The sequence below is a fragment of the Rhodoferax sp. EU05-FHT12H12 genome (assembly GCF_058791215.1).
On record NZ_JBYTDI010000005.1, the window covers coordinates 184,242 to 197,008 of the forward strand.

Below are 12,767 nucleotides of genomic sequence, written 5' to 3' on the forward strand. Positions count from 1 at the left end.
CCCGTCAGCAGGAGATGCCTATGACCTTGCGTTACACCACAGTGCCCAACACCTTGCCCGAAACCAAGATGCGCCTGTACCCCACCAAGGTCATCAACGTCATCGGCGGGCCGGGGTGTGACAAGTCGCTCATCTCCTCGGCCATCATTCTTTACCTGCACCTGCACACCAAGACGGTAGAGACCATCCCCGACTACGCCAAGTCACTGGTCTGGCAGCAAAACTTTGAAGTGCTCAAAAACCAGTACTTCATCGCCCAACGACAGTATGAAATGCTCAACCTGCTCGACGGGCAGGTGCAGTTCCTCATCACCGAGTGCTCCCTGCCCCAGGTGCTGTACTACAACGAAAACTACCCCGAGAACATTTGCGACGTGGCCAAGACCCGCGCGCAAATTCTGGAGTGGTACCGGCAACACGACAACATCAATGTGTTTGTGGAGCGTGGCGACAAGAAATACGTGCACACCGGCCGCTTTCAGGATGAAGACCAGGCCCGCGGCGTGGACCGCGGCCTGCGCGCCACACTGGTCCGCGAAGGCCTGCACTACACCGCGCTCAAGCCCGACCTGGAATCCATCAACGCTTTTGCAAAAACACTGCTGGGCTAACCATGCACTGGTGCGGTGCGCGCTCCCCGCACAAGCACCAAATAAATACGGGTTTTCACCTACGATTCCCGGTTTTGGGAGTAATGAAATTCATGCATCATTAGATCTTTGAATACAACAAGGACCTAAGTACAAGCCTCATGTCCAGTGCCTGTGACTTGCGCTAACGTCCGCGTTGTGGAAATTAATTCACGATTTTTTTTACCTGGAGTTCTTATGTTGATGAAGTTGAAAACCGTCGCAGCAGCAGCTATCGCTCTGTCTACCGGCATGGCATTTGCGCAAAACGCTGTTGTCACCATCGCTCACGTTGGCCCCACCAGCGGCGCGATCGCCCACCTGGGTAAAGACAACGAAAACGGCGCTATCCTGGCCGTGGAAGAACTCAACGCTGCTGGCGTGACCATCGGCGGCAAGAAGGTCACCCTGAAGCTGATGACCGAAGACGACGCTGCAGACCCCAAGCAAGGCACTGCAGTTGCCCAGAAGCTGGCTGACGCCAAAGTGGCTGGCGTTATTGGTCACCTGAACTCCGGCACCACCATCCCCGCTTCCAGCATCTACTCCGAAGCCGGCATCCCCCAAGTTTCTCCTTCCGCCACCAACCCCAAGTACACACGCCAAGGCTTCAAGACCGCCTTCCGTCTGGTGGCTGACGACGCTCAATTGGGCGGCACCCTGGGCAAATACGCTGTGTCTACCCTGAAGGGCAAGGCCATCGCCGTGATCGACGACCGTACTGCGTACGGCCAAGGTGTGGCGCAAGAATTCACCAAGGCTGTCAAGGCCGCTGGTGGCAACGTGGTCGCTACTGAATTCACCACCGACAAGGCCACTGACTTCAACGCCATCCTGACCACCATCAAGGGCAAGAAGGCTGACGTCGTGTTCTTCGGCGGTATGGACGCTGTGGCCGGCCCCATGCTGCGCCAGATGAAGTCCTTGGGTATCAACGCCAAGTTCTTGGGTGGCGACGGCATCTGCTCCACCGAACTGGTGAAGCTGGCTGGTGACGCAGTGGCTGACAACCAAGTGTTTTGCGCAGAAGCCGGTGGTATCGAAGCTGGTAGCCCGTTCGAAAAAGCACGTGCTGACTTCGACAAGAAGTTCAAGGCCAAGTTCAACGCTGACGTGCAAGTGTACGCACCCTACGTTTACGACGGCGTGAAGGTCATGGTCGCTGCCATGGTCAAGGCTGGTTCTTCTGACCCCGCCAAGTACCTGCCCGTGCTGGCCGCTACCAAGGACTTCAAGGGCGTGACAGGCAACATCTCCTTTGACAACAAGGGCGACATCCTGAACGGCGCTTTGACCTTGAAGACTGTCAAGGGCGGCAAGCTGGAAAAAGTTTCCGTGATCCGCTAAGTCACACAGCTGTCCATGGGCCACACACGTGGCCCTGCCAGCAAAAAGCGCACTGCTTGCAGTGCGCTTTTTTTATGCTCGCGTTCCGCGTCAGCTACGCGGCTGCAGCCCCACCGGCACATAGCGCGCCAGCCGCGCCGCAATGGCCACTTCGTGCCGCTGCCACCAGACACCCAGCGCCACCACCCCCAGACCCAGCAGCGTGAGCGCGAGCGGAAACAGCAGGCTGTCCTGAAACACCTCGTGCGACAAATGGCCCAGGTACAGCGCCACACCCAGCGCGCCAAACACCGTGAACACACGCCGCCCAATGGCTGCGCCCGCCAGCACCATGGCCAGGTTGATCAAGGCGTAGACAAACTTGCCCAGCTCCGAATCGGAGTCGCGCAGGCTCAGGCCGCACCAGAACATCACGGTGCCAAACATGTAGAGCCAAAACGCAAAGTCCTGTCGCCACTCCGCGGTCCTGGACAGGCGGCTGCGCACATCCACCCACAAGGCCACGGCCACCGTGCCAATACCAAACACCAGCGACATATCGCGCATGAACGCCCACTCCCAACTGTGGTCGTCGAGCAGGGCATTGGCTACATCCATACTCATGTACCAGAGCGTTAGCGCCAGTGGCATCACCATGAACGGCAGGCGGTAGCGCCACAGCATCACCACACCTGCGGCCAGCGTGGCAAATTCAAGGGTGAGCCAGCGCCAGTCAATACGCGTGTGGTAGCTGGAGAACGCGTCGGAACCGCCTGGCGGCCACATTCCGGCCAGGCTCTGTGCGCTCCACACGGCCAATGGCACCAAGAACACCGCCAGCGTGGCCAGCAGCCCGGCTGGCACGGCCAGACCACGCACCTTGAAGTGGTCCGCCACCTTGAAGCAAGCCACCATGTAGGCCAGCGCAATGGCCAGCAAAGCGCCCGCACCCAGCGACTGAAAACCCAGCGTCATAAAGAGGCTCATGGCACCAATGGCCACCAACCCGCCAAAGTAATACAGCACATTCACAAAGCCAAACGAAGGCCCCGCGGTGGGCGCAGTGGGCAGCGGCGGCTGGGGGTGCGCGGGGGTGCTGTGGCTCCAGCGCTGCCACAGCGTCTGCGCCTGCGTCTCGGTAAGCAAACCCTCCCGCGCGGCATCCTTCAAATCCTGCAAGCGCAGCTCCACCACCAGATTGGCGGTGTCCGTAAAGTCTTTGATGTGCATGGTGCATACCTGCTGTGGTTTTGCCGCATATGTACCACAGGCGGGCTCCTAGAATTCGCCCATGCAAACCCTTACGCCCTCGGCCCAGGCCACAGACCTGTCCACCATCCTGGAGCAGATCCACACCGAAGCCCAAGCCCTGTTTGGCCAGGGCCGCGTGGCCAGCTACATCCCGGCCCTGGCCGAAGTGGCGCCGCGCCAATTCGGTATGGCCGTGGCGCTGGTGGATGGCAGCACCTACAGCGTGGGCCATGCGCACACCCCGTTCTCGCTGCAAAGCATCACCAAGCTGTTTACCTTTGTGCTGGCGCTCAAGACCGTGGGCGACAACCTGTGGCAGCGCGTGGGCCGCGAGCCATCGGGCGCAGCCTTCAACTCCATGGTGCAGCTGGAAACCGAAAAAGGCATTCCGCGCAACCCCTTCATCAACGCCGGTGCGCTGGTCATCACCGACATATTGACCACCCGCTACGCCCATCTGGACTACGCGCTCTTGGGCGCCCTGCGCCGCCTGACCGATGACCCCGACCTGAGCTGGAACGCACGCATTGCCCGGTCAGAACGCGAGACCGCCCATCGCAATATGGCCCTGGCGTATTTCATGAAGAGTTACGGCAACTTTGTGAACGAGCCCGAACTGGTGCTGGACAACTACTGCCGCCAGTGCGCCACCGAGATGAGCTGCACCCAGCTCGCCCAGGCCACCATGTTTCTGGCCAACGGCGGGCGCGACCTGGGCCGCGACGGCCAGCAGGACGAACAGTTCTTGGCGGCCGACGATGCGCGTCGCGTGAATGCCCTCATGCTCACCTGCGGCGCCTACGATGCCGCGGGCGACTTTGCCTACCGCATTGGCCTGCCAGTCAAGACGGGCGTGGGCGGCGGCATTGTTGCAATTGCGCCGGGCGTGGGTACCATAGCCGTGTGGGCACCCGAGCTGGACGCCAAAGGCAACTCGGTGCTAGGCGCCTTTGCCCTGGAACGCTTGGTGCAACTGACAGCCTGGAACCACACACCATAAAAAAAACAGGGGGCCGGAGTCGTTGTTGGAAAGGGCATCATGCCCATTTGGCTCAAAAGATTGCACACCAGCCTGGCGTGCCTGCTGCTACTCACCGCCGGGTCCGTGCAGGCCGCCAAGTTTTCTGTGGTGTATTCCCGGAAAATCCCCGAAGCAGACAGCCGGCTCGAATACCCGGTCCGGCTGCTGGAGCTGGCCCTGAAGAAATCACGCTTGGACTATGACATCCGGGCCTACCCCCGCCCCATGCCCCAGGGCGCCGCCCTGAACCGGTTGGCCAGTGGCACCGGCATCAATGTGGTGTGGAGCATGACCTCCAAAGACCGCGAAGACCAGCTGCTCCCCATCCGCATTCCTATCGACAAGGGCCTGTTTGGTTACCGCATCGCCTTTGTGCGCGAGCAACACAAGGGCATCATCTCCGGCGTCAAAGGGCTGGAAGACTTGCGCGCCTTTTCTGCCGGCCAGGGCCACGACTGGCCCGACACCGACATCTTGCAGGGCAACGGCCTGCGAGTCACCACCAGCACCACCTATGAAGGCCTGTTTGCCATGCTGCAGGCCGGGCGTTTTGATTACTTTCCGCGCTCCATTCTGGAGATATGGGACGAGGCTGCACAGGCCCGCAATCAGCAACTGGTGGTGGAGGAAAAAGTGCTGCTGCACTACCCCACAGCCATCTACTTTTTTGTGAACAAGAAAGACACAGTGCTGGCCAAAGCCATCGAAACCGGCCTTCACCAGGCCATGGCCGATGGCAGCTTTGATGCCCTGTTTTACGAGCGCTTTGGCGGGATCATCAAACGTGCCAATTTGCGCGGGCGTGTCGCCATTGCGCTGAGCAACCCGCTGCTGCCTGCTGCGACACCCTTGTCGCGCAAGGCCCTGTGGCTGGACCTGGCCGCCCTGCCCAAGTAGGCCGGGCGTTCAGCCCTCGGCCCACACCAGGCAGTCGCGCCCCTGCGCCTTGGCGACATACAGCGCGTGGTCGGCACGGCGCATGTTGTGCGCCGCGTCTTGGCTGGGGTCCAGCATGGTGAGCCCGGCCGAGCAGGTGTAGGCAAAGCCGGGCACCTCGGGCAGGGGGCGTGCAGTGCGCACCTTCTCCAGCACTCGGCCCACGGTTTGCTCCAGCGCCGCGTGGCTGATGTTGGGTAGCAGGAGCATGAACTCCTCGCCTCCCAGGCGACCAAAGCCGTCTTCGCGGCGCAGCGTGGCCTCTACCAGCCGCGCAAAGTGCACCAGCACCCCATCGCCCGCATGGTGGCCATAGGTGTCGTTCACCCGCTTGAAGTGGTCCAGGTCCAGCATCACCAGGCCACAGGGCTGCTGGCGCTCGCGCAGTTGGTCCAAGCGCTTCTCCAGTTGCTGCATCACATGCGCGCGGTTGCTGATGCCGGTAAGCCCATCTACCTGCGCGGCACGCAACGCGCCGTCGCGTGCCAGGCGCAGTGAGCGCTCCCCCACCCGCATGGACGAAATATCAAACGCCACACACAGCATCCAGCCCTGCGCATCCACCGTTTCAGTCATGTAGATCCAGCGGCCATCGGTCAGGTCCGCCTCAAAGGTGCGAAACGGCAGCTTGCCCCGGCGCGAGCGGGTGGACGTGAGCCAGGCCTCAAAGTTGTCGGTCTTGATGGCCGCCCCCACGCCCGAGGTGTGGCTGCAGCGCATCAGGTCGGTCCAGGTGGGCTCGGCACCCGGGGACACGTCAAACGCTTTGCGAAACGCCGGGTTGGCATACCGCATGGTGTCGGAGGCATCAAACAGCGACACAAACAGCGGCGACTGCTCGTACAAGCGCGCCATGTGAAGGGCGGTGGCGTTGGGCACGTCGGGGGGCGCGGCCATGGGCTGGTGCTTTTGAAAAGAAAGTGGCGAAACTGTTGCGCGCCAGTGTACGGGGGGTGCTTCGCATTTCCAAGCGGCGTCTAAAATCCAACGCATGAGCGCCAACACCCCTTCTTCCGCTGCTAACGCCGCCAACACCCCCGAAACACCCAAGATCAGCAACTTCCTGCGCCAGATCATCGAATCCGATCTGGAAAAAGGCACTTACGCCCAGCGCCGCTGGGCCGGCACCCCCGGCGATGCCGCCCACCACGCCGCGGGCCAGCCCGACCCCGCCAAAATCCGCACCCGCTTTCCGCCCGAGCCCAATGGCTACCTGCACGTGGGCCACGCCAAGAGCATCTGCATCAACTTCGGCCTGGCGCGCGACTACGGCGGCGTGTGCCACCTGCGCTTTGACGACACCAACCCCGAGAAGGAAGACACCGAATACGTCAACTCCATCATCGACGCGGTGAAATGGCTGGGCTTTGACTGGAACGGCGCGCCCGATGCTGCCGCCTACCAGGCCAGCGACTACTTTGGTTTTATGTACCGCGCGGCGGAATATTTGATTGAAGCCGGCTACGCCTATGTGGACGAGCAAACGGCAGAGCAAATGCGCATGAACCGTGGCGACTTTGGCAAGCCCGGTGTGGACAGCCCCTTCCGCGCCCGCACGCCCGCTGAAAACCTGGCCCGCTTTCGCGAAATGCGCGACGGCAAACATGAGGATGGATCGATGGTGCTGCGCGCCAAGATCGACATGGCCAGCCCCAACATCAACATGCGCGACCCGGCCATCTACCGCATCCGCCGCGCCACGCACCACAACACCGGCGACACCTGGTGCATCTACCCGATGTACACCTACGCGCACCCCATTGAAGACGCGCTGGAGCAGATCACCCACAGCCTGTGCACGCTGGAGTTTGAAGACCAGCGCCCGTTTTACGACTGGCTGCTGGAGCGCCTGAGCGAAGGCGGCCTGCTGGCAGCGCCCGCGCCCAAGCAATATGAATTTGCCCGCCTGAACCTCACCTATGTCATCACCAGCAAGCGCAAGCTGGCGCAACTGGTGTACGACCACAAGGTGCAAGGCTGGGACGACCCACGCATGCCCACCATCGTCGGCCTGCGCCGCCGCGGCTACACGCCCGAGGCCATCCAACTGTTTGCCGAACGTATTGGCGTGACCAAGAGCGACAGCTGGATTGACTACAGCACGCTGGAAGGCTGCCTGCGCGAAGACCTGGAAGCCAAGGCCCACCGCGGCATGGCCGTCATCAACCCCGTGAAACTGGTGCTGACCAACTGGGATGAAGTGATGGGCGCCGGCCACCTGGAGCCCTGCACCCAGCCCGCCCTGCCCCACCCGCCCGAGGGTGTGGAATCGCCCACACGCCAATTCACCATCGGCAAAGAGGTGTGGATCGAGCGCGAAGACTTTGAAGAAGTGCCCCCCAAGGGCTACAAGCGCCTGTTCCCCGGCAACAAGGTGCGCCTGAAGGGCGGCTACGTGATCGAGTGCACCGGCTGCACCAAAGATGCCAATGGCACCATCACCGAAGTGCTGGCCACCGTGGTGCCCGACACCAAGAGCGGCACGCCGGGCAGCGACTTGGTGAAGGTGAAAGCCGCCATCACCTGGGTGGGCGTGGCCAATGGCGTCAACGCCGAAGTCCGCATGTACGACCGCTTGTTTGTGGACGCGCAGCCCGACGCGGGTGGCAAAGACTTTATCGAGAGCCTGAACCCCAATAGCCTGAAGGTTGTCACTGCAATCGTTGAGCCTTCATTGGCGAACGCCGCGCCAGACCAGAAGTTTCAGTTTGAACGGCATGGGTACTTTGTCGCGGATCGCGTGGACCACGTGCAAGGCAGCAAGCCGGTGTTTAACTTGGCGGTGGGGTTGAAGGATAGTTGGGGAAAGTGAATTCGCGAACTGACAAAACTCGAGTACAGCGATAGCCAAAGTGATCAAAAAGAAACTCAAAAGCTTCCCTTCAGAGGAAAAGCTGGTTGCCGGATTTATCAAGTTTTTAAAGAAAACAAATAACGGCAGCTTTCAAATCGTGCGAGAACTCGAAGGAGGTTTTGGTAGGCCCGATGTGGTTCTCTACAACTTTCCTCCCAAAAGTGCCAAAGCAGATATTCACTCACTTGCGAATCTCAATCCGCGTTTTGCCCCATTGCTTTCAGTTGAGGCGGGAAGATTAGTTCAATCACTTTCAACACTCGCAACAATATCAGGGACTTCGCCTATTGGGGCTCGCAGAATTGCAAATGAATTGGCTGGAATCAAACGATTAGCAATGGTTGATGAAGCTCATCAGACATTTGAAATTGCCTCGATCAATAGCCCACCATTTTCACAAGTAGTTGCAATTGAGGCGAAGTTAAGGGACTGGCGCCGAGCTGTGGTTCAAGCATATCGTTACCTCCAGTTCTCCACCGAGGCATGGGTACTTCTGGATCACTCAAGCGCAGGAAGTGCAATTAAAGAAAGTAATGTATTCCACTCCTGCGGAGTCGGTCTTGCATCTTTCTCTAGCACTGGCGAACTGCACATTCATGTTAGAGCTGCAAACCGCTCATGGCTGGGCGGTGCCCTAGCGTGGAGAACACAAGCAATGTTGGCGCGCGTAGTCGGTGTACGCTAAAACTGATCCACCGCTTTCAACCAAGGAGCGAGATGCGTTCCTTGTCCGTGCTTTTCTAGCTGCATTGTTTTCCCAATTTGGGCATACCATGCCTGAGCGCGCTCTATTCTCTCCCGCAAATAGAGCTTACGGTCCCCTACAGCCATCGACGAAAGCAACTTGACTTCGTTTGTGAAATTTTGAAAATAGTGCTTGTAAAGTTGTGGCTGATTAAAGGTTGGCTCTAACACGAGAGCGAATGCCTGCTCTGAATGTTCGGTCGAGTCATAGATTTCTTCCCATACTTTGGGGAGGCTCTTTCGAATTTCCTTCGCCTGCTCAAACTGGACCCAATTCAAGAGCCCCTTGAGATACACGCGCGCTTTTGGCCCACGTCTATCTTCATCAGTAACTACGAATTTGTCAGTTGAAAAAATTCGAGTGTTCTCGAAACTCCCCATCGTCACCCCAACATCACCCTGCGCAGTCGCCAAAAGAGCTTCTGTATTCTGATGTCCCCATGTCAACTCAAGACCGATACCCTGCATTTCACAGCCAAGTTTGTGACAAGCCACAAGCAATTCTGAATCATGTATTTGCTTTGTGTCACGTGGTGCGGAGTAAATTAGATAAAGTTCCTGGACGTTCGAATAACTCGTAATCCAAGAAAGCAGCTTAGTTCGGAATCCCTCGTCTGCCAACATCGGTGCGGTCACTGCGAGGCTCAAACAGACTTGCTCCTTCGAGGAGATTTGTTCCATAAAAGCATCTACGCAAAAGGCCTTTTGACGATCAACATAGTTGCTGTACATCTGGTCCAAGAAGCGCGTTGGCACAGTAATGCGCCGAAAGCTCATTTCCCTTTGAAATTTAACGCATTGCTCAGCCGACTTTTTCACGTTTGCTTCAAATGAAGTTGTTGCAAATCCGCCTTCTGTAATCTTTTCTGGAAAGAACTCGTATTGCAGCAATTTTGGTTTCTGAGAGCTCGGCAAATAGAACTGCGGATCAAATATAGAAGCTCCTCGCGTTGCATCGGAGAGTTTCTCAATACTTGACGGGGCCTGATGAACAGGGCTAAGTATCAGCCCATCGCCACAATGCTCCTTCTCAAAGGAATCCACATTCCAAGTGGTGTTGTGCCCATTTTGGTGATACACGCGAATAGTCATTACTTCTCCCAAATCAAGTCAATTCTTGTAGCAACGCATCGATTGTTCGCGGGCGAAGGTACGGCTTCTTCTCCATCATCCGCGCAACGGTTTGGGATTGCCTTTCATTCGAACACCCCATTGAAGCTAAAGTTGGTGGGACTAGGTTTTCGGTTGCTTCAGCCACCTCCACCATATCCATTCCATATCTTGTTCGAAATGGGTGCTGGCCCGAAATTAACAGGTACATAACGACGCCGAGCGAAAAGACATCCGTCTTAAAACTCACTAAGTCCTTGTCATTTGCAATATGTTCGGGTGCCGCAAAGTCAATTGAGATTGGGGCTTTGCCCCAACCTTCCTGGGTTATCCCCTGCGAACCAGTTTCACGAACAATGCCAAAATCGATAATGACAATTTCATTTTTCGGGGTAAGCAACAAATTGTCTGGCTTCACATCGCGATGTACCAACTTTCGTGGATGCTCCCACAATGGGCGAAGACCAGACACAACGCTCCGAGCAAGATGAAATACCTCATCGGACTTTCCAACGTAATCTGCCAATTTGTCAGACAGTGGTTCAGATTCGACAAACTCTTCGACGCTGACATAGAGGCTCTCAATCAGCGGATTGTCCGTAATGGGGTTTTCCGTAAAGTAGTTTGAATAGTGAAGTTTGGGGAACTGCGGAGATTGAAGTTCCTTGAGCAAATTTGCTTCCGCTTGCAATCGAGTAAGTGCGACGATCCCTGCGCCAGAAACAACTTTTATTACGACGCGCCCCCACGATTGCCATCCTCGAAGAAAATTTGAAGCTTCGTCATTTAGAAGTTCCGCAGGTATAAGGCTATCGTCAAAGTGTGCGAAATAGACGACTCGTTGCCCCGACTCCTTGGCAACACCATCAATAACGGCGCTTGGAATACAAGCGTTCAAATCTGACCGTAGCTGTGCCGAATCAATTGGCATATGGCCCCTCCCTAAATCTATTTTTGTTTCAGTCTACAGCGCTTTCCGGGAAAATTTCCATCGTCGCATTTGTGGCAATTCAATATGACCAAAAAATGCAATAGCGCTTGGTATCCTTAAGCTCCATGGCCCCTAATTCCATCCTCCACTTCTGGTTCGAAGAGCTAACCCCCAAGCAGCACTTCGTCAAAGACGCCGCGCTGGACGAAACCATTCGTGCGCGGTTTGGCGATACGCTGGAAGCGGCGGCGCGGTGTGAGTTGTTTGCGTGGCGCGCCACGGCTGAGGGGCGGCTGGCGGAGATCATCGTGTTGGACCAGTTCTCGCGCAACGTCTACCGCGACACGCCGCGCGCCTTTGCGCAGGACGCGCTGGCCCTGGTGCTGGCGCAAGAGCTGGTGGCCAGTGGGCAGGACCGCAGCCTGCCTGAAGCGCAGCGCGTGTTTGCCTACATGCCCTACATGCACAGCGAGTCCGCGCTGGTGCATACGCAGGCGGTAGCGCTGTTTACGCAGCTGGGCATTCAGGACAACCTGAACTTCGAGCTGCGCCACAAGACAATAATCGACCGCTTCAGCCGCTACCCCCACCGCAACACCATCCTGGGCCGCAGCTCCAGCACGGAAGAGCTGGCATTTCTGCGCGAGCCAGGGTCGTCGTTCTAGGTTTTGCTTGGCATTTGCTACGCTTTTAGTAGCTGCTGGCGCTTATTCTACGAGGGCTAGAGGTCGATTTCATTAGAAGGCTACCCACCTCTGGGCATCTAGCCACTTGTTGTCTTACATGCTGCCGGTTTACCAAGAAATGGGCGGTCTTCCACTGCTCGGACGACTTGAATATCTTCGCGAGGAATAGTTAGCCGTAGCTTGGTACTCGCCTTGGGTTCCTCCGTCTTCTCTGCTTCGAACTCGATCAGCCATTGCTCACCGACTTTGGAGAGAATTTGCACCTTTGCTTTCCCCCAGTTCTCTCCAGCGCACACGACATCCTTGTTGATCATGCCTTCGGGCACTGCGCTGCGAATCAATTGGCAGGTTTTCTCTGAAACGCGTAAATCGACTGTGCCCTCATCGCGGATTCCTAGGAAGTTAGCGGTCATCTCGGGAAAGAAGTTTCTTTCATTTATAGCCACGGGCATCAAGACAAAGATAATGACGACTGCAAACCAGCCAACAATCGATATCTCAATAGTCCGCAAACTGGTCGCTGCAAACGCATTAATCAGTATTGCAAATGCCCAGAGCGTAAAAAAGATGGAAGTGGCATACAAATACTCGGACCTAAAAACTGGCATCAGTGGTATCACGGCAAGAGAGATTGAGATACTCACAAGCGCAATGCCAACTGCACCAGAGCTTGTACCTAAAAGGGATGCATTCTTTCCTTTTGTAAGCACTATCTTGATGACCACTATCAAGCAAAGAAATAGCGCAACCATTGCAACTACGCCATAGAAGTTCAACCAATTTCCACAGTCCCGGTAGTCAGGGTATGCAGTCAAGCCAAATACACAGCCAATACCACCAAGCTGCAAGCCGATTAGCTCCCACTCCGTGAACTTTCGTTTGGTTTCTGTGGCGTTTTCGTCGGGCTCCAATAAATAGAACCGATAGAAGCCTGCGGGTGCAAACAAGCATGCAAGCTTGATGCACAGCACACCAACTGCACTCGCAGCCGCCCCAACTCCAAGCCCAATAAGCGCAGAAAAGTCGGATGGAAAGAAGTCGATGGTGCGGAAATACCAGAAGAGGACGGAAACTCCGAGCAAGGTGCCAAGTGCAGTCAGGCTGAGCCACGGTACTTCGTTCAAAGTTTGAAACAGTCGGCGTGTCCTGTACGACCAGACCGATTTGATTTCTCTGGAAGCTACGACCTTCCTTTTGATGAACTTGGGCATCTTGCCTCCCTCCCTTTATGAATTCATTCTAGGTGAGTGAAGCAGCCTTTTTTGCTACGCTTTTAGTA

The 12,767-nt window shown here is 56.8% G+C and carries 12 protein-coding genes; 7 read left to right on the plus strand and 5 right to left on the minus strand.

Translation table 11 applies throughout. The features are described 5' to 3' along the window. Positions 1-20: 20 nt before the first annotated feature. Together AC3WS7_RS15355 and AC3WS7_RS15360 are read left to right on the plus strand one after the other, a co-directional pair. Positions 21-611, plus strand: a complete 591-nt coding sequence (locus AC3WS7_RS15355) for a hypothetical protein (protein WP_296472342.1) — start codon at positions 21-23, stop codon at positions 609-611. Between the two features lie 216 nt (positions 612-827). Next, positions 828-1,976: a branched-chain amino acid ABC transporter substrate-binding protein gene (locus tag AC3WS7_RS15360; RefSeq protein WP_296472340.1), complete on the plus strand. Its 1,149-nt coding sequence runs from the start codon at positions 828-830 to the stop codon at positions 1,974-1,976. Between the two features lie 90 nt (positions 1,977-2,066). On the opposite strand, the gene AC3WS7_RS15365 is transcribed toward AC3WS7_RS15360, so the two are convergent. Beyond that, positions 2,067-3,185, minus strand: coding sequence for a DUF2157 domain-containing protein (locus AC3WS7_RS15365; RefSeq protein ID WP_492656962.1), 1,119 nt, complete (start codon positions 3,183-3,185; stop codon positions 2,067-2,069). Positions 3,186-3,246: 61 nt separating this feature from the next. On the opposite strand from AC3WS7_RS15365, the gene AC3WS7_RS15370 reads away from it, so the two are divergent. Beyond that, the gene (locus AC3WS7_RS15370; protein WP_296472335.1) at positions 3,247-4,206 is read left to right on the plus strand and encodes a glutaminase; all 960 of its coding nucleotides are present in this window, start codon (positions 3,247-3,249) and stop codon (positions 4,204-4,206) included. A 39-nt stretch (positions 4,207-4,245) separates the two neighbouring features. Then, positions 4,246-5,124, plus strand: a complete 879-nt coding sequence (locus AC3WS7_RS15375) for a substrate-binding periplasmic protein (protein ID WP_492656963.1) — start codon at positions 4,246-4,248, stop codon at positions 5,122-5,124. A gap of 9 nt (positions 5,125-5,133) precedes the next feature. Here AC3WS7_RS15375 and AC3WS7_RS15380 read toward each other — a convergent pair whose 3' ends face one another. Next, entirely contained in the window at positions 5,134-6,060 is a 927-nt protein-coding gene (locus AC3WS7_RS15380; protein WP_296472332.1) for a sensor domain-containing diguanylate cyclase, read from the minus strand. Positions 6,061-6,154: 94 nt separating this feature from the next. Between AC3WS7_RS15380 and AC3WS7_RS15385 the strand changes: the two genes are divergently transcribed. Together AC3WS7_RS15385 and AC3WS7_RS15390 are read left to right on the plus strand one after the other, a co-directional pair. Continuing rightward, complete coding sequence (locus AC3WS7_RS15385; protein ID WP_492656964.1) at positions 6,155-7,975, plus strand: glutamine--tRNA ligase/YqeY domain fusion protein; 1,821 nt, start codon at positions 6,155-6,157, stop codon at positions 7,973-7,975. Positions 7,976-8,015: 40 nt separating this feature from the next. Continuing rightward, positions 8,016-8,702, plus strand: coding sequence for a hypothetical protein (locus AC3WS7_RS15390; protein WP_492656965.1), 687 nt, complete (start codon positions 8,016-8,018; stop codon positions 8,700-8,702). Here AC3WS7_RS15390 and AC3WS7_RS15395 read toward each other — a convergent pair. Both AC3WS7_RS15395 and AC3WS7_RS15400 read right to left on the minus strand, forming a co-directional pair. Beyond that, positions 8,699-9,853 carry a hypothetical protein gene (locus tag AC3WS7_RS15395; RefSeq protein WP_492656966.1) on the minus strand — a complete coding sequence of 385 codons (1,155 nt, stop codon included), beginning with the start codon at positions 9,851-9,853 and terminating at the stop codon, positions 8,699-8,701. The two genes, AC3WS7_RS15390 and AC3WS7_RS15395, sit on opposite strands and share 4 nt — an antisense overlap. A gap of 13 nt (positions 9,854-9,866) precedes the next feature. After that, positions 9,867-10,802, minus strand: a complete 936-nt coding sequence (locus tag AC3WS7_RS15400; RefSeq protein ID WP_492656967.1) for a serine/threonine protein kinase — start codon at positions 10,800-10,802, stop codon at positions 9,867-9,869. A gap of 125 nt (positions 10,803-10,927) precedes the next feature. Between AC3WS7_RS15400 and AC3WS7_RS15405 the strand changes: the two genes are divergently transcribed. Next, complete coding sequence (locus tag AC3WS7_RS15405; protein ID WP_492656968.1) at positions 10,928-11,467, plus strand: DUF924 family protein; 540 nt, start codon at positions 10,928-10,930, stop codon at positions 11,465-11,467. 98 nt (positions 11,468-11,565) lie between these two features. Here the strand turns inward: AC3WS7_RS15405 and AC3WS7_RS15410 are convergent, their stop codons facing one another. Further along, positions 11,566-12,699, minus strand: coding sequence for a hypothetical protein (locus AC3WS7_RS15410; RefSeq protein ID WP_492656969.1), 1,134 nt, complete (start codon positions 12,697-12,699; stop codon positions 11,566-11,568). Positions 12,700-12,767: the final 68 nt, after the last annotated feature.

Excerpts from the sequence above, each read along its gene's own strand:
- AC3WS7_RS15385 (WP_492656964.1), top strand. The coding sequence starts at position 6,155 with ATGAGCGCCAACACCCCTTCTTCCGCTGCTAACGCCGCCAACACCCCC.
- AC3WS7_RS15405 (WP_492656968.1), top strand. The coding sequence starts at position 10,928 with ATGGCCCCTAATTCCATCCTCCACTTCTGGTTCGAAGAGCTAACCCCC.
- AC3WS7_RS15370 (WP_296472335.1), top strand. The coding sequence starts at position 3,247 with ATGCAAACCCTTACGCCCTCGGCCCAGGCCACAGACCTGTCCACCATC.
- AC3WS7_RS15360 (WP_296472340.1), top strand. The coding sequence starts at position 828 with ATGTTGATGAAGTTGAAAACCGTCGCAGCAGCAGCTATCGCTCTGTCT.
- AC3WS7_RS15375 (WP_492656963.1), top strand. The coding sequence starts at position 4,246 with ATGCCCATTTGGCTCAAAAGATTGCACACCAGCCTGGCGTGCCTGCTG.
- AC3WS7_RS15380 (WP_296472332.1), bottom strand. The coding sequence starts at position 6,060 with ATGGCCGCGCCCCCCGACGTGCCCAACGCCACCGCCCTTCACATGGCG.
- AC3WS7_RS15410 (WP_492656969.1), bottom strand. The coding sequence starts at position 12,699 with ATGCCCAAGTTCATCAAAAGGAAGGTCGTAGCTTCCAGAGAAATCAAA.
- AC3WS7_RS15395 (WP_492656966.1), bottom strand. The coding sequence starts at position 9,853 with ATGACTATTCGCGTGTATCACCAAAATGGGCACAACACCACTTGGAAT.
- AC3WS7_RS15355 (WP_296472342.1), top strand. The coding sequence starts at position 21 with ATGACCTTGCGTTACACCACAGTGCCCAACACCTTGCCCGAAACCAAG.
- AC3WS7_RS15365 (WP_492656962.1), bottom strand. The coding sequence starts at position 3,185 with ATGCACATCAAAGACTTTACGGACACCGCCAATCTGGTGGTGGAGCTG.
- AC3WS7_RS15400 (WP_492656967.1), bottom strand. The coding sequence starts at position 10,802 with ATGCCAATTGATTCGGCACAGCTACGGTCAGATTTGAACGCTTGTATT.